The organism is Providencia sp. JUb39, from assembly GCF_012272845.1.
GTDB classification, from domain to species: Bacteria; Pseudomonadota; Gammaproteobacteria; order Enterobacterales; family Enterobacteriaceae; genus Providencia; species Providencia lanzhouensis.
Genome location: NZ_JAAWXD020000001.1, coordinates 1 through 16,969, shown reverse-complemented (window position 1 = coordinate 16,969; position 16,969 = coordinate 1). Strand labels below are relative to the sequence as shown.

Annotated in this window: 9 protein-coding genes, 1 tRNA gene and 3 rRNA genes; 10 read left to right on the top strand and 3 right to left on the bottom strand. The window is 43.5% G+C overall.

All coding sequences use genetic code 11. The annotated features are described in order from the left end of the window. Positions 1-18: 18 nt before the first annotated feature. Positions 19-1,395 carry an argininosuccinate lyase gene (gene argH, locus HFU86_RS00065; RefSeq protein WP_132497067.1) on the top strand — a complete coding sequence of 459 codons (1,377 nt, stop codon included), beginning with the start codon at positions 19-21 and terminating at the stop codon, positions 1,393-1,395. Positions 1,396-1,459: 64 nt separating this feature from the next. Here the strand turns inward: argH and HFU86_RS00060 are convergent, their stop codons facing one another. Then, entirely contained in the window at positions 1,460-1,813 is a 354-nt protein-coding gene (locus HFU86_RS00060; RefSeq protein WP_132497068.1) for a hypothetical protein, read from the bottom strand. Between the two features lie 1,395 nt (positions 1,814-3,208). On the opposite strand from HFU86_RS00060, the gene oxyR reads away from it, so the two are divergent. Continuing rightward, positions 3,209-4,114, top strand: a complete 906-nt coding sequence (gene oxyR / locus HFU86_RS00055) for a DNA-binding transcriptional regulator OxyR (RefSeq protein WP_036950898.1) — start codon at positions 3,209-3,211, stop codon at positions 4,112-4,114. Positions 4,115-4,201: 87 nt separating this feature from the next. Here the strand turns inward: oxyR and sthA are convergent, their stop codons facing one another. Then, complete coding sequence (gene sthA, locus HFU86_RS00050) at positions 4,202-5,602, bottom strand: Si-specific NAD(P)(+) transhydrogenase (protein WP_036950900.1); 1,401 nt, start codon at positions 5,600-5,602, stop codon at positions 4,202-4,204. A gap of 337 nt (positions 5,603-5,939) precedes the next feature. On the opposite strand from sthA, the gene fabR reads away from it, so the two are divergent. After that, positions 5,940-6,599 (top strand): HTH-type transcriptional repressor FabR, encoded by a 660-nt coding sequence (gene fabR, locus HFU86_RS00045; RefSeq protein ID WP_036950902.1) that lies wholly within the window; start codon positions 5,940-5,942, stop codon positions 6,597-6,599. Between the two features lie 10 nt (positions 6,600-6,609). After that, positions 6,610-6,999, top strand: coding sequence for a YijD family membrane protein (locus tag HFU86_RS00040; protein WP_036950904.1), 390 nt, complete (start codon positions 6,610-6,612; stop codon positions 6,997-6,999). 61 nt (positions 7,000-7,060) lie between these two features. Here HFU86_RS00040 and trmA read toward each other — a convergent pair whose 3' ends face one another. Next, on the bottom strand, positions 7,061-8,158 hold the full coding sequence (gene trmA, locus HFU86_RS00035) for a tRNA (uridine(54)-C5)-methyltransferase TrmA (RefSeq protein WP_187129797.1): 1,098 nt from the start codon (positions 8,156-8,158) through the stop codon (positions 7,061-7,063). A gap of 478 nt (positions 8,159-8,636) precedes the next feature. Between trmA and btuB the strand changes: the two genes are divergently transcribed. From btuB to rrf, 6 genes are all read left to right on the top strand, one after another. Then, positions 8,637-10,496, top strand: coding sequence for a TonB-dependent vitamin B12 receptor BtuB (gene btuB, locus HFU86_RS00030; RefSeq protein ID WP_132497069.1), 1,860 nt, complete (start codon positions 8,637-8,639; stop codon positions 10,494-10,496). Continuing rightward, complete coding sequence (murI, locus tag HFU86_RS00025; RefSeq protein WP_187129796.1) at positions 10,441-11,304, top strand: glutamate racemase; 864 nt, start codon at positions 10,441-10,443, stop codon at positions 11,302-11,304. Before btuB ends, murI begins: the two co-directional genes overlap by 56 nt. 566 nt (positions 11,305-11,870) lie before the next feature. Further along, a 16S ribosomal RNA gene (locus tag HFU86_RS00020) occupies positions 11,871-13,410 on the top strand. Positions 13,411-13,495: 85 nt separating this feature from the next. Next, positions 13,496-13,571, top strand: a tRNA-Glu gene (locus HFU86_RS00015). Between the two features lie 226 nt (positions 13,572-13,797). Beyond that, positions 13,798-16,703 (top strand): 23S ribosomal RNA (locus tag HFU86_RS00010). A 142-nt stretch (positions 16,704-16,845) separates the two neighbouring features. Beyond that, positions 16,846-16,961, top strand: a 5S ribosomal RNA gene (gene rrf / locus HFU86_RS00005). The 16S, 23S and 5S rRNA genes sit together here with 1 tRNA gene alongside, the layout of an rRNA operon. Positions 16,962-16,969 lie beyond the last annotated feature (8 nt).

The following is a 16,969-nucleotide window of genomic DNA, read 5'->3' as shown; positions in this document are numbered from 1 at the left end:
ATCAGGTAGGGACTCGTTATGGCACTTTGGGGTGGACGTTTTAGTCAGCAGGCAGATCAACGGTTTAAACAATTCAATGATTCACTGCGTTTTGATTATCGCTTAGCTGAGCAGGATATTATTGGTTCTGTGGCATGGTCAAAAGCGTTGGTCACAGTTGGCGTGCTGTCTGATAGCGAGCAAAAATCTCTTGAGCAAGCACTCAATGCGCTATTGGCGGAAGTGCAAGCCGATCCTGAGATTATCTTGCAAAGCGACGCCGAAGATATCCATAGCTGGGTCGAAGGTAAACTGATTGATAAAGTCGGTGATTTAGGGAAAAAACTGCACACAGGTCGTAGCCGTAATGACCAAGTCGCGACAGATTTAAAACTGTGGTGTAAAGACCAAGTGGCGCTGTTATTAGAAGCTGTGACTGAGTTACAAAAAGCGTTGGTCATCACTGCTGAACATAACCAAGATGCCGTGATGCCAGGCTATACCCACTTACAACGTGCCCAGCCAGTGACATTCGCTCATTGGTGTTTAGCGTATTGCGAAATGTTGTCTCGTGATGAAAGTCGTTTGCAAGATACTTTAAAACGTTTAGATGTCAGCCCATTAGGGTGTGGGGCATTGGCGGGTACTGCCTATGATATTGACCGTGAGCAATTGGCATCATGGTTAGGTTTTTCCTCCGCAACGCGTAACAGTTTAGATACGGTGTCTGATAGAGACCATGTGTTAGAGCTGTTATCCGACGCAAGCATCGGTATGGTACATTTATCACGCTTTGCTGAAGATCTGATTTTCTTCAACAGTGGCGAAGCCGGGTTTGTGGAGCTATCTGATAAAGTGACTTCAGGTTCGTCGCTGATGCCGCAAAAGAAAAATCCTGATGCATTGGAGCTAATTCGTGGTAAATGTGGCCGTGTTCAAGGGGCATTAACCGGCATGATGATGACACTGAAAGGATTGCCGCTTGCCTACAACAAAGATATGCAAGAAGACAAAGAAGGGTTATTCGATGCCCTTGATACGTGGTTAGATTGTATGCATATGGCGGTACTTGTTCTGGATGGCATCCAAATTCGTCGTCCTCGTTGTGAAGATGCAGCAAAACAAGGATATGCAAATGCGACCGAGCTGGCTGATTATTTAGTCGCAAAAGGCGTTCCATTCCGTGAAGCTCACCATATTGTGGGTGAAGCTGTTGTGGCTGCGATAGCGCAGGGCAAAGCATTAGAAGAGATGGCATTAAGTGATTTACAAAAATTCAGTGCAACTATCCAACTGGATGTGTATGAGATTTTATCTCTACAGTCTTGTCTTGATAAGCGATTAGCAAAAGGTGGGGTATCTCAAAAGCAGGTGGCAAAAGCCATTGTAGATGCGAGAACTCGCTTGAAGATGTAAATAAAGAAAATGTAGCAAAAAATGGGGGGTAGCATGGCTACCCCAATTTCCATAACGTTTAATCTTAACTATATTTAATTGTTAACATACCCATCTGTTTGTCTTCATTCACCCAATCATAAGAATAAACACTTCGACCGCCATTCAGGACTTTCCAACCTTGAGTTTTTACTAATTTTTTCAGGTCAATGCTATTGGCAACCATATCGTCATTGTCGTTTAAACAATTTACAGTGACACTATTATTATTTACTTCATTCAAGCAAGATGCATAGACAATTGAGCCGGTAAATTGGATGGTACCGTTATGCTCGCTGTTTTCTGCATAGGCATTAACGGCACTAAAAGCAGGAATGAGTAATAATGCCATGACTGCGCGAGAGAAGGTTTTTTTAGCGATTGATGTTAAATTTTTCATAATAGTATCCCCTAACTGATTTGTGTTTAATCAATTTGTTTAAGTGGCTTAATTTAATAAATTCGGCATTGCGTAAGGTATATATTGGCTACTTTTATTTTTTCAATTACCTCGTGCTATTTGATGGAGCATATAATAATTCAAATAACTCGATTAAGGTGTAAATATTGAAAATCAAATGTATGGAAATTTTAAAATTAAATTAAACAATATGGGATAAGTTAAATATAGTATAAGTAAAAGCACCCACCCATAAAAAACTATCTAATCACCATTTAGTTTATAATTATGGTGTAAAAAACCTTTTTATTCGATATTTTCGAATGAAAAATTCAATTCATGAGATTTGTATGCACTCATTCATTGAGTGATTGATAATGTATATCAAAATCTATGCAGATCACTTTAATATATTTTTTTATATGTATTTACAAACTTTAATTAAATATGAAAGAGAATATAACAAAATGTTTCATTACTATGGGGTAATACTTAATAAAGCTATGTTCTTTATAATTGTTATTACCTTATTTTCGGGTATTAAGTTCCATTAGTGTGTTTTGAGCCATTCGTTATTGTCATTTTTTAGAAGGTTTTTGATAATCATTCTATATAGAAATATAAGAGAAATTATCTAGATGGCTAAGTATCAATATTCCGTACTTTCATGATAAACAATATGCGTTTTACATTTGATATCATCTGTATTGAACATTCCTTAGTTTTAAAGTGACTTAATGTCTTTTGTAGCGGAATCCAATGCTCACAATGCTTATCACGTTTTTTCTTCTTACCTTAATTAACTTATCTAAACGTCTAAAAGGTGTCTGACTACGAGTTAAGCTGCCAATTTTTACGTTGGCGTTATTTGTTTTGCGTTTGATTACAGTAATTATTTGTCTAAATGATTCGAAATTCAATGTTCGAAATATTAGTAAATATTACTGAAAAAACAATAGCTTAATAACAATTGTTATCATATCTAAGAGCAATAGTGTAATTTACCTTTATGAATATTAATGGCCGTTCAATTTATTGGAACGAAGTGCTATTTTCTGTATCAATTTGCATTATTGTACTAGTTTTATGTCATTGTTAAATTTAGGTTAGGTAATTATTTATTTTAAAATAGTAATATTTAGTGATTTAACTTGGATAATATTACTCGAAATAAGAGTAATGTTGTTTGATACTTCTGTTCGGTACTATTTTTCTCAATTAAATTATAGAAATATATTTACTTTCTTATTCTTACAATTTGTTTCATTTTCACATGAGATAAATCTTAAAAATGCAAGGGTGTTTTTTAATTTTATTGATAGATGAAATATTATCTATTCTTTATAATGATTGGTATTATCTATATAGTCAGGCATAACGAGAGGAAAAAGGCGGATGAATATTCGTGATCTGGAGTACCTAGTTGCACTTGCTGAGCACAAGCACTTTAGACGTGCTGCGGATTCTTGCCATGTAAGTCAGCCTACGCTGAGCGGTCAAATTCGTAAGCTTGAAGAAGAGCTCGGCGTGATGCTATTAGAAAGAACCAGCCGAAAAGTGCTTTTTACTCAACAAGGTTTATTGCTCGTTGAGCAGGCAAGAACGATCTTAAGAGAGATAAAAGTTCTACAAGAAATGGCAGCTTTGCAAGGTGAAAGCATGTCAGGGCCTCTACATATAGGGCTGATCCCAACAGTTGCACCTTACTTACTTCCGCACATTATTCCTGAATTACATCGTGTGCACCCTAAATTAGAAATTTACTTACACGAAGCACAGACTCAGCAATTATTAGCTCAGTTAGATAGTGGTAAGTTGGATTGCGCCATCTTGGCAGAAGTCAAAGAAACGGAACCATTTATTGTGGTGCCATTATTTGAAGAGCCAATGAAACTCGCGATTTATGAAAATCACCCATGGCATGACCGTGACACGGTTGAAATGGGCGAATTAGCGGGTGAGAAATTATTGATGTTGGAAGATGGTCACTGTTTACGTGATCAAGCGATGGGATTCTGTTTCCAAGCCGGGGCAAAAGAAGACACTCATTTTAGAGCAACGAGCTTAGAAACGCTGAGAAACATGGTCGCAGCGGGTAGCGGAATTACATTACTGCCAGATTTGGCGGTACCTCATGAGGCTTGTCGTGATGGAGTTTGTTACTTGAACTGTATCGAACCTGAGCCAAAACGCCGAATTGTATTAGTTTACCGTCCGGGCTCTCCGTTGCGTGGACGCTATGAGCAGCTTGCTGAAACCATTTATAGCTCGATGGATAAGTATTACAGAAATAAAAAGTAAGCGATAAAAACAAAAAAGTGATTGCGGGAATAAACCTGCAATCACTTATTCTAAAACCAATCATTCAGTGTAAAGCGTAGAGATTTGCTAAAACAGTCGATTTAGACCATTCAATGCCGCAACTCGGAACGCTTCTGCCATGGTTGGATAGTTAAATGTGGTATTAATGAAGTATTCGATGGTATTCCCTTCACCTTTTTGTTCCATAATCGCTTGGCCGATATGAATAATCTCTGCCGCTCTCTCACCGAAACAGTGAATACCTAAAATTTGAAGTGTTTCTCTATGGAAGAGAATTTTCAAACTACCTACATTCATACCCGCAATCTGTGCTCGTGCTAAATGTTTAAACTGGGCACGACCGACTTCATAAGGGACTTTCATTGCCGTCAATTCTTGTTCTGTTTTACCCACAGAACTAATTTCTGGAATGGTATAAATACCCGTCGGAATATCTTCAACTAAATGGGCATTACCTAAACCAGAGGTAATTGCGCGAGCCGCAATTCGTCCTTGATCATAAGCCGCAGAAGCTAGGCTTGGATAGCCAATCACATCACCAACAGCATAGATGTGCTCATTACTTGTGCGATAAGCATGGTCAACTTTAACTAAGCCGCGACCATCCGCTTCGATTCCCACATTCGCCAGACCGATATTATCAGTATTACCAGTACGGCCGTTCGCGAAAAGTAAGCAATCCGCTTTCACTTTTTTGCCCGATTTAAGATGAACAATAACGCCATCATCTAAACCTTCAATCTTTTCATATTCTTCGTTGTGACGAATAACCACGCCACTGTTCCAGAAATGATAAGACAACGCATCAGACATCTCTTGATCAAGGAATGCCAATAAGTGGTCGCGAGTGTTGATCAAATCGACTTTGACCCCTAACCCACGAAATATGGATGCGTACTCACAACCAATCACACCCGCACCATAAATAATCACATGGCGAGGTTCGTGGGAAAGGCTGAGAATGGTATCGCTGTTATAAATTCGGGAGTGGGTAAAATCAACATCAGGCGGGCAATAAGGTCGTGATCCAGTCGCAATGATAATTTTATCTGCACTTAGGACATCACAACTTCCATCTGCATAGCGCACGCTAACATGCTGATCATCAACAAAAGTTGCTTCACCAGAAAACATTTGGCAACCATTGCGTTCATAAAACCCTTCACGCATGCGAGTTTGTTGACTTATCACGGTTTCGGCATGAGTAAGAATTTCAGAAAAAGAGGAGCGTAAACTGCGGGAATTATCACTATATAGAGGGTTTTGATTAAATTCGATAATGCGACTAACAGCATGACGAAGGGCTTTAGAGGGAATCGTACCCCAGTGGGTACAGCCGCCGCCGACACTATTATAACGTTCTATAACAGCAACGTTTTTTCCTTGTTTAACCAGCCCCATAGCGGCACCTTCACCACCAGGACCGGAACCAATGACAATTGCATCAAAATGGGTATGTTGTTGCATGAGGTAAGCCTGTTTTAATTCTAGGGACGTTGTGATAGTAACATTCGTTTGCCATCTTGTCTCAATTCGAAATCCTAAAGACAAATAAGTATAGGAAGTAGATAAAAATAAAGAGGTGCAAAGTATATAAAAAGTTTATAGGAAAAAAGTCGATAAAAGACACAGCCTAGAAAAAAATGAAGCTGGGTGAAATTCTGAAAATGGCGAAATTGATGGGAGAGTCATCTTTTCATTAAACTAGATTAATAATTTTCAGGTATGCTTAACGGATGGGCGTATTCAAAAGTGATATTTTGATCTATTCGCGGCGTTTTAATTGTAGAAAACTAGGAAAATCGTGAGCAACACTATTGGCGTTAGAGCAAAACAAAAAGAAAAGACACGTCGTTCGCTCGTGGAAGCGGCATTTAGCCAATTAAGTGCAGAACGTAGTTTTACTAGCCTCAGCTTACGGGAAGTAGCTCGTGAAGCGGGCATCGCACCAACTTCGTTTTACCGTCACTTCAAAGATGTTGATGAGCTTGGGTTAACCATGGTTGATGAAAGCGGTTTGATGCTACGCCAACTCATGAGACAAGCGCGTCAACGTATCGCAAAAGGCGGGAGTGTGATCCGCACATCAGTCTCCACTTTTATGGAGTTTATTGGTAATAACCCTAACGCGTTTAGGTTACTATTGCGTGAGCGCTCAGGAACTTCTGCTGAATTTCGTGCTGCGGTCGCACGAGAAATCCAACATTTTATTGCAGAATTAGCGGATTATCTTGAATTAGAAAATCGCACGCCGCGTTATTTCACGGAAATGCAAGCCGAAGCCATGGTCACTATCGTATTTAGTGCGGGTGCTGAAGCGCTTGATATTGATGAAGAAAAACGTCGACGCCTCGAAGAGCGGTTAGTGTTGCAGCTACGTATGATAGCCAAAGGCGCTTATTACTGGTACCGCCGCGAGCAAGAAAAACAAAATGATACAGACCCTGACTTAACCAAAGAGTAAAGGAGAGACAATGACGGAACACAAGAATTATGAGAGGAGCACATTACTGTTATCTTTAGTAATTGGCTTATCGACTCACGGAACGTTCTCTACCCTGTTTAATTCCCTTGTGGAATTTTCTATCTTCCCAATCGTCACATTAATTTTGGCTGTTTACTGCTTACACCAGCGTTATTTAAATCAAGCCATGCCAATGGGATTACCAAAATTTGTCGCCGGCAGCTTTTTCTTAGGCATGTTTGGCTACGCAGCGATTTTACGCGTCCAACATCCTGATGTCGGTTCTAACTTTATCCCGGCCACGGTGATTGTCATTATTGCATTGTGGATGTATACCAGTTGGAAAGCACGTAAAAAAGAGCTACACGAACAAGCTCTCGAAAGCGAAACTGAACATTAATATCAGTTTTGAATAAAAAGAAACGCCGCAACATGATAGTGCGGCGTTTTTTTATGAATAATTAGCGTCGAGTGAGTAACACACCACTTTCCATATGATGGGTATATGGGAATTGGTCAAATAAAGCCAGTTTTTCGACTTTATGGGTTTTGGTGAGTTCCGCTAAATTATCGCACAGCGTTTCAGGGTTACAGGAGATATACAGAATATGGTCATATTCTTGAACCAGCTGAACAGTTTTGTCATCAAGGCCGCTGCGTGGTGGGTCGACAAAAATAGTATTGCACTGGTAATCCGCTAAATTAATCCCTTCTAAACGATTAAACTCACGAACGCCATTCATGGCTTGAGTAAAATCCTCCGCAGACATTCGGATAATCTGCACATTATCTATTTTGTTAGCTTCTATATTGTATTGCGCCGCATGCACGGAAGGCTTGGCAATTTCAGTTGCTAAAACACGATTGAAGTTTTGAGCCAGCGCCAGTGAAAAGTTGCCATTACCACAATATAGCTCTAATAAATCGCCAGTTGAATGTTGAGTCGCATCAATCGCCCACTCTAACATTTTAATATTCACCTGTGCGTTTGGCTGTGTGAAGCTATTTTCCACCTGGCGATAAATCATGTTTTTCCCTTTTACAGGTAAAACTTCATCAACATAATCGTGGTCGAGCATAATTTTAGTTTTAGAGGCGCGGCCAATAATTTGAACATCAAAGCCTTTCGACGTTAAATCGGCTTTCAATTGTTTGGCTTGTTCCGTCCATTCTTCCCCTAATTTTTTATGATAAAGCAGAGAAACAATCAGCTTATTGCTCAGCGTCGATAAGTAATCTATTTGGAATAATTTATGGCGCAGTAATTCAGTACGTTTTAATAAAGGCAGAAGTTCAGTCATCATGTCGTTGATTAGCTGGCTAGCAACTGGAAATGACTCAATTCGAATGCGTTCTTTGGTCTCTTTATCAAACATAATATGAAATAGGTCATCGCCTTCGTGCCAAATTCTAAATTCTGCACGCATCCGATAATGGGAGGTTGGAGATGAATAAATTTCAGGTTCAGGCGCAGCATAAGGGGCCATCAAACTCTTCAGACGGTCAACTTTCTCTGCAAGTTGCAGTTCGTAATCTTCGGTGTGCAAGGTGTTTTGCATCATATGGCCCCATAAAACAGTCAAAATTCACATCAGGGGCGAAATTGTAGGGCAAGCAGCGAAGATGTCCAGTTTTCATTATCGATTCATGGACACTGACAACTATTCAACTTAGGATAATAGTTCGTGGTTTTAGGGAATTTGGTGAGAGTCCAAAGCTGACGCGCAACGGTAATTAAGGTATCCCCGTCATTCTTCAAACTACATGGGTGTTGGCATCGCTCAGCTATCCTAGTCACATACTTCAGTATGCTCCTAGGAATATCTTCGCTTGCCGCCTACATGCAGCTTGAATTATTTAGGGGATATAACAGGTCGAATTTTTATTTTATATATCGCTTCATATATAGAAACCCAACTTGTCACTTTATAAGTCCGATACCTACCACACTTCTTATCGCTTTGTTGAATCTCAGCGCGGATCTGATTTTCGGCGTCGCGGAATGTTAATTTAATTGATTTTCCGAGTGTAAACATAATGAATAATAACAAGTCGCTATCGCTTTCGGTGGCAGCTATGGCAGTGTTGTGCGGTATTTCATCTTTGGCAAGTGCAAGCTCTAATTCGTCAGATGAAATGGTGGTGTCTGCTAACCGTTTCGAGCAACCTATCTCTTCTATATTAGCGCCAGTGACTGTGGTGACCCGTGAAGATATTGATCATTGGCAGTCAAATACCGTGATTGATGTATTGAGACGCCTGCCGGGTGTGGATGTTGCTCAGAGTGGTGGACGAGGTCAACTAAGTTCACTTTTTGTCAGAGGCACAAATTCAGGACATGTTCTTGTACTTGTTGACGGAATTAGACTGAATCAAGCAGGTGTCAGTGGCTCATCGGATATGAGCCAAATTCCATTATCTATGGTTCAACGTATTGAGTACATTCGAGGTGCACGTTCCGCTGTTTATGGTTCTGATGCTATTGGTGGCGTCATCAATATTATCACGGGTAGATCTAAGTCCGGAACGACATTAGAAGCAACGCTTGGTAGTTATGGATATCAAAATTACACAGGCTCCACTCAACAGCAGATTGGGAAAAAAACAAAAGTAACCGCATCAGCCTCATATAACTATACATGGGGATTCGATGTTGAGGCTCGTGGAAATACAGGCGGTATATCTCAACCAGATCGTGATGGATTTATGAATAAAACATTATGGTTGGGGCTTGAACATCAATTTAGCGATGAGTTCAGTGGGTTTGCCAGAGCTTATGGCTATGATAACAGAACAAAATATGATGCAGAACCAAGTTGGGATTATGCTGGTGTCATTACAGATACACGCGAATTATCAAGCAGAAATTATGATGTAGGCGTTAAATTTACGAAAGGTATTTATTCTTCCCAACTAATTTCCAGTTATAGCCATTTAAAAGATTATGATTTTGACCCAAGAAAAGGGCGCTATGATAAATCCTCATTACTAAAGGACTCTGAACAATATAACTTACAATGGGGAAATACCTTTAAGTTAGATAACGGTGGGATTAGTACAGGTATTGATTGGAATCGACAATCGATTCAACCAAATCATAATTTTATCGCTAAAAAACGTAGTGTTGATGACACAGGATTGTATATAACAGGACAAAACCAATTTAACCAAGTCACTGTCGAAGGCGCTGTTCGCAGTGATTATCACTCTAAATATGGCTGGCATTCTACATGGCAAACAGGTGCTGGATGGGAGTTCATTGAAGGTTATAGACTGATTGGTTCATATGCAACTGCATATAAAGCACCAACATTAGATCAGCTGTACGGTCGTTGGGGGCCAAATGAAAATTTAAACCCAGAAGAAAGTGCACAGTGGGAAGGGGGTATTGAAGGCCTTAGTGGACCACTTGATTGGAGTTTGACAGCCTATAGAAATGATATCGATAATATGATCGACTTTAGCCCTAAAGGGCAATATAGCAATATAAAGAAAGCAAGAATCAAAGGTGTTGAGTGGGTGGGAGACATGGATACATGGATTTTCCATCATCAGCTTACCTTGCAGTATATTGATCCTAGGAATAAAGAAACCAATCAGATCCTGAATCGCCGTGCCAAACAGCAAGTTAAGTATCAATTAGATTGGAATATGGCGGCTGTAGAAATGGGGCTAACTTATCAATATATAGGGCAGCGTTACGATATCAATGAAAGTTATCAACGTACAAAAGTTGGCGGCGTTAGCCTTTGGGATATCACAGCTGCATATCCAATCACTTCACATCTCACAATTCGTGGTAAAATAGCTAATATGTTCGATAAAGACTATGAGACCGCGTATGGTTATCGCACCGCTGGAAGAGAATATTTCCTCACAGGAAGCTACAACTTCTGATAACAACCTATCTGTTCGCCCGACCATTCTGGTATTTGACTCCGGAGTGGGCGGGTTATCTGTCTATCGTGAAGTCAAAAAACTGATCCCGAATGCGCACTATATATATGCATTCGATAATGAAGCCTTCCCTTACGGGGAGAAAAGTGAAGAGTTCATTATTGATAGGGTTTACCAAATCGTTAATGCCATCGCGAAAAAGCATCCTCTCACCATTGCCGTCATTGCGTGTAATACTGCAAGCACGGTGAGCTTACCTAACTTAAGAGCAAATTTTGCTTTCCCAATTGTCGGTGTCGTTCCGGCGATTAAGCCCGCAACCAAACTGACGCGTAATGGTGTAGTTGGTTTGTTGGCAACTCGAGGTACGGTGAATCGTGAATACACAAAAGAGCTGATTGAACGTTTTGCGACAGACTGCAAAGTCATCTCTTTAGGTTCAGCGGAACTCGTACAACTGGCAGAGAGAAAATTGCATGGTGAAATACTGCCGCTAGATGAAGTGGCTCAAGCCGTCAAACCGTGGATCAAAATGAAAGAAGCCCCAGATACGGTGATTCTTGGCTGCACTCATTTCCCTCTTATAGTAGAAGAGTTAGAAAAAGTGCTTCCAAGCGGAACTCGATTCATTGATTCTGGCGCCGCGATTGCCAGAAGAACCGTTTGGCTCATCAATAATCAGGCTGAAGTTACGGATTCAAATGAAGAAGACTTCGCTTACTGCTTATTAATGAATGACAGTTTACAAGAATTACGCCCTGTTCTTGAGGCAGAAGGCTTCAAATCGGTGCAAAAACTGGCAATTTAAGCCAAATTCGCTGAAAAGCTGAGCGAACGAAAAAAAATATCAAAAAAAGGGTTGCCAGATTTTTCTGACTCCCTATAATGCGCCACCACTGACCGGGAACAAGCCAACGCAAAGCGCGATGGACACTGAACCGGCAGCGAGAGAATCTGAAAAGATTAAGTAAAAAAATACTTGACTCTCAATGAGGAAAGCGTAATATACGCCCTCCCTATAATGCGCATCCGTTATCACGACAAACCGGCTCGAAGAAAACCTCGAAGCCCCGTGATAACAGAGGTGAAGAAAGAAAATAGTTGAAAATAATCGCTTGACTTTCTAAATAAAAAACGTAGTATACGACACCTCGCGACAACGACCTAAAGTCGATAATCAAAAGATTAAGTCGCACCGCTCTTTAACAATTTATCAGACAATCTGTGTGGGCACTCACAGGACACTATCAAAAAAATATTTGATTTTAAGTCTTGAAGAGTGACTAACACGTTAATTCATATATATGAATTAATAGGTAATTTGGTTTCTTCGGAAATCAAACGACAGTAACATTCTTTGAGCATCAAGCTTTTTAATTGAAGAGTTTGATCATGGCTCAGATTGAACGCTGGCGGCAGGCCTAACACATGCAAGTCGAGCGGTAACAGGGGAAGCTTGCTTCTCGCTGACGAGCGGCGGACGGGTGAGTAATGTATGGGGATCTGCCCGATAGAGGGGGATAACTACTGGAAACGGTAGCTAATACCGCATAATCTCTTAGGAGCAAAGCAGGGGAACTTCGGTCCTTGCGCTATCGGATGAACCCATATGGGATTAGCTAGTTGGTGAGGTAATGGCTCACCAAGGCGACGATCCCTAGCTGGTCTGAGAGGATGATCAGCCACACTGGGACTGAGACACGGCCCAGACTCCTACGGGAGGCAGCAGTGGGGAATATTGCACAATGGGCGCAAGCCTGATGCAGCCATGCCGCGTGTATGAAGAAGGCCTTAGGGTTGTAAAGTACTTTCAGTTGGGAGGAAGGCGTTGATGCTAATATCATCAACGATTGACGTTACCAACAGAAGAAGCACCGGCTAACTCCGTGCCAGCAGCCGCGGTAATACGGAGGGTGCAAGCGTTAATCGGAATTACTGGGCGTAAAGCGCACGCAGGCGGTTGATTAAGTTAGATGTGAAATCCCCGGGCTTAACCTGGGAATGGCATCTAAGACTGGTCAGCTAGAGTCTTGTAGAGGGGGGTAGAATTCCATGTGTAGCGGTGAAATGCGTAGAGATGTGGAGGAATACCGGTGGCGAAGGCGGCCCCCTGGACAAAGACTGACGCTCAGGTGCGAAAGCGTGGGGAGCAAACAGGATTAGATACCCTGGTAGTCCACGCTGTAAACGATGTCGATTTGGAGGTTGTTCCCTTGAGGAGTGGCTTCCGGAGCTAACGCGTTAAATCGACCGCCTGGGGAGTACGGCCGCAAGGTTAAAACTCAAATGAATTGACGGGGGCCCGCACAAGCGGTGGAGCATGTGGTTTAATTCGATGCAACGCGAAGAACCTTACCTACTCTTGACATCCAGAGAACTTAGCAGAGATGCTTTGGTGCCTTCGGGAACTCTGAGACAGGTGCTGCATGGCTGTCGTCAGCTCGTGTTGTGAAATGTTGGGTTAAGTCCCGCAACGAGCGCAACCCTTATCCTTTGTTGCCAGCGATTCGGTCGGGAACTCAAAGGAGACTGCCGGTGATAAACCGGAGGAAGGTGGGGATGACGTCAAGTCATCATGGCCCTTACGAGTAGGGCTACACACGTGCTACAATGGCGTATACAAAGAGAAGCGACCTCGCGAGAGCAAGCGGAACTCATAAAGTACGTCGTAGTCCGGATTGGAGTCTGCAACTCGACTCCATGAAGTCGGAATCGCTAGTAATCGTAGATCAGAATGCTACGGTGAATACGTTCCCGGGCCTTGTACACACCGCCCGTCACACCATGGGAGTGGGTTGCAAAAGAAGTAGGTAGCTTAACCTTCGGGAGGGCGCTTACCACTTTGTGATTCATGACTGGGGTGAAGTCGTAACAAGGTAACCGTAGGGGAACCTGCGGTTGGATCACCTCCTTACCATTGAAGTGTACTTGTGAAGTGCTCACACAGATTGTCTGATAGAAAGTAGAGCAAAAAGCGCGTCTGCGAAGCTGACTGTAGTGTCCCCTTCGTCTAGAGGCCTAGGACACCGCCCTTTCACGGCGGTAACAGGGGTTCGAATCCCCTAGGGGACGCCAATTGCGCGGAGAATGAGTGAAAGACGTTCCCCACAAATAATGATTAAGCCAATTACGTTGTAGTTGGTTTAACAATTATGCTCTTTAACAATCTGGAACAAGCTGAAAATTGAAAACAACGCACATTGTTTATCGCTTAAACAATGTGAGAGTCTCTCAAAAATCTCAACGTGAATGTGTTCAATTGACCGTCGGGTCAGTTGGTAAAGACACCTTCGGGTTGTGAGGTTAAGCGACTAAGCGTACACGGTGGATGCCTAGGCAATCAGAGGCGATGAAGGACGTGCTAATCTGCGATAAGCGTCGGTAAGGTGATATGAACCGTTACAACCGACGATTTCCGAATGGGGAAACCCAGTGCAATTCGTTGCACTATTGTTTGATGAATACATAGTCAAACGAAGCGAACCGAGGGAACTGAAACATCTCAGTACCTCGAGGAAAAGAAATCAACCGAGATTCCCCTAGTAGCGGCGAGCGAACGGGGAGCAGCCCAGAGTCTTAATCAGCATTAGCATCAGGAGAACGGTCTGGAAAGGCCGGCAGTAAAGGGTGATAGCCCCGTATCCGAAGGTGTTAGTGTTGTGAACTCGACGAGTAGGGCGGGACACGTGTTATCCTGTCTGAATATGGGGGGACCATCCTCCAAGGCTAAATACTCCTGATTGACCGATAGTGAACCAGTACCGTGAGGGAAAGGCGAAAAGAACCCCGGCGAGGGGAGTGAAATAGAACCTGAAACCGTGTACGTACAAGCAGTGGGAGCACCTTTATGGTGTGACTGCGTACCTTTTGTATAATGGGTCAGCGACTTATATTCTGTAGCAAGGTTAACCGTATAGGGGAGCCGTAGGGAAACCGAGTCTTAACTGGGCGAATGAGTTGCAGGGTATAGACCCGAAACCCGGTGATCTAGCCATGGGCAGGTTGAAGGTTGGGTAACACTAACTGGAGGACCGAACCGACTAATGTTGAAAAATTAGCGGATGACTTGTGGCTGGGGGTGAAAGGCCAATCAAACCGGGAGATAGCTGGTTCTCCCCGAAAGCTATTTAGGTAGCGCCTCGTGAACTCATCTTCGGGGGTAGAGCACTGTTTCGACTAGGGGGTCATCCCGACTTACCAACTCGATGCAAACTACGAATACCGAAGAATGTTATCACGGGAGACACACGGCGGGTGCTAACGTTCGTCGTGAAGAGGGAAACAACCCAGACCGCCAGCTAAGGTCCCAAAGTCATAGTTAAGTGGGAAACGAAGTGGGAAGGCTCAGACAGCCAGGATGTTGGCTTAGAAGCAGCCATCATTTAAAGAAAGCGTAATAGCTCACTGGTCGAGTCGGCCTGCGCGGAAGATGTAACGGGGCTAAACTATGCACCGAAGCTGCGGCAGCGATATGTAAATATTGTTGGGTAGGGGAGCGTTCTGTAAGCCTGTGAAGGTGTGCTGTGAGGCATGCTGGAGGTATCAGAAGTGCGAATGCTGACATAAGTAACGATAATGCGGGTGAAAAACCCGCACGCCGGAAGACCAAGGGTTCCTGTCCAACGTTAATCGGGGCAGGGTGAGTCGACCCCTAAGGCGAGGCAGAAATGCGTAGTCGATGGGAAACGGGTTAATATTCCCGTACTGGTGATAATTGCGATGGGGGGACGGAGAAGGTTAGGCTGGCCGGGCGACGGTTGTCCCGGTTTAAGGATGTAGGCAGGTGAATTAGGCAAATCCGGTTCACTATATGCTGAGGTCTGATGACGAGTCACTACGGTGGCGAAGTAGCTTATACCCCGCTTCCAGGAAAAGCCTCTAAGCTCTAGATTATCATTAATCGTACCCCAAACCGACACAGGTGGTCAGGTAGAGAATACTCAGGCGCTTGAGAGAACTCGGGTGAAGGAACTAGGCAAAATGGTGCCGTAACTTCGGGAGAAGGCACGCTGGCATTAGGTGAAGTGGTTTACCCATGGAGCTGAAGCCAGTCGCAGATACCAGCTGGCTGCAACTGTTTATTAAAAACACAGCACTGTGCAAACACGAAAGTGGACGTATACGGTGTGACGCCTGCCCGGTGCTGGAAGGTTAATTGATGGGGTTATCCGTAAGGAGAAGCTCTTGATCGAAGCCCCAGTAAACGGCGGCCGTAACTATAACGGTCCTAAGGTAGCGAAATTCCTTGTCGGGTAAGTTCCGACCTGCACGAATGGCGTAATGATGGCCAGGCTGTCTCCACCCGAGACTCAGTGAAATTGAACTCGCTGTGAAGATGCAGTGTACCCGCGGCAAGACGGAAAGACCCCGTGAACCTTTACTATAGCTTGACACTGAACATTGAGCCTTGATGTGTAGGATAGGTGGGAGGCTTTGAAGCGTGGACGCCAGTCTGCGTGGAGCCAACCTTGAAATACCACCCTTTAATGTTTGATGTTCTAACGTAGCCCCGTAATCCGGGGTGCGGACAGTGTCTGGTGGGTAGTTTGACTGGGGCGGTCTCCTCCCAAAGAGTAACGGAGGAGCACGAAGGTTGGCTAAGCATGGTCGGACATCATGCGGTTAGTGCAAAGGCATAAGCCAGCTTGACTGCGAGAGTGACGGCTCGAGCAGGTACGAAAGTAGGTCTTAGTGATCCGGTGGTTCTGTATGGAAGGGCCATCGCTCAACGGATAAAAGGTACTCCGGGGATAACAGGCTGATACCGCCCAAGAGTTCATATCGACGGCGGTGTTTGGCACCTCGATGTCGGCTCATCACATCCTGGGGCTGAAGTAGGTCCCAAGGGTACGGCTGTTCGCCGTTTAAAGTGGTACGCGAGCTGGGTTTAGAACGTCGTGAGACAGTTCGGTCCCTATCTGCCGTGGGCGTTGGAAGATTGAAAGGGGCTGCTCCTAGTACGAGAGGACCGGAGTGGACGCACCACTGGTGTTCGGGTTGTCATGCCAATGGCATTGCCCGGTAGCTAAGTGCGGAAGAGATAACCGCTGAAAGCATCTAAGCGGGAAACTTGCCTTGAGATGAGTCTTCCCTGACTCTTTAAGGGTCCTAAAGGAACGTTTAAGACTAAGACGTTGATAGGTTGGGTGTGTAAGCGTAGCGATACGTTGAGCTAACCAATACTAATGAACCGTGAGGCTTAACCTGACAACACCGAAGGTGTTTTCGAGAAGAGAGATTGAGTTGATTTTCAAAGCAAGTGAGAAGCCGAAAGGTGAAGGACACACAGCTTGTTCAGGATTGAAGTTCTGGTTTAAGAGAAAACTTAGACGGGAACGAACAGAATTTGTTTGGCGGCAATAGCGCGGTGGTCCCACCTGACCCCATGCCGAACTCAGAAGTGAAACGCCGTAGCGCCGATGGTAGTGTGGGGTCTCCCCATGTGAGAGTAGGGAACTGCCAGACATTAAATT

What these genes read in the sequence shown, in the direction of transcription:
- argH (WP_132497067.1), top strand. Translation starts at nt 19, where the DNA reads ATGGCACTTTGGGGTGGACGTTTTAGTCAGCAGGCAGATCAACGGTTT.
- HFU86_RS00060 (WP_132497068.1), bottom strand. Translation starts at nt 1,813, where the DNA reads ATGAAAAATTTAACATCAATCGCTAAAAAAACCTTCTCTCGCGCAGTC.
- oxyR (WP_036950898.1), top strand. Translation starts at nt 3,209, where the DNA reads ATGAATATTCGTGATCTGGAGTACCTAGTTGCACTTGCTGAGCACAAG.
- sthA (WP_036950900.1), bottom strand. Translation starts at nt 5,602, where the DNA reads ATGCAACAACATACCCATTTTGATGCAATTGTCATTGGTTCCGGTCCT.
- HFU86_RS00040 (WP_036950904.1), top strand. Translation starts at nt 6,610, where the DNA reads ATGACGGAACACAAGAATTATGAGAGGAGCACATTACTGTTATCTTTA.
- trmA (WP_187129797.1), bottom strand. Translation starts at nt 8,158, where the DNA reads ATGCAAAACACCTTGCACACCGAAGATTACGAACTGCAACTTGCAGAG.
- btuB (WP_132497069.1), top strand. Translation starts at nt 8,637, where the DNA reads ATGAATAATAACAAGTCGCTATCGCTTTCGGTGGCAGCTATGGCAGTG.
- murI (WP_187129796.1), top strand. Translation starts at nt 10,441, where the DNA reads ATGGTTATCGCACCGCTGGAAGAGAATATTTCCTCACAGGAAGCTACA.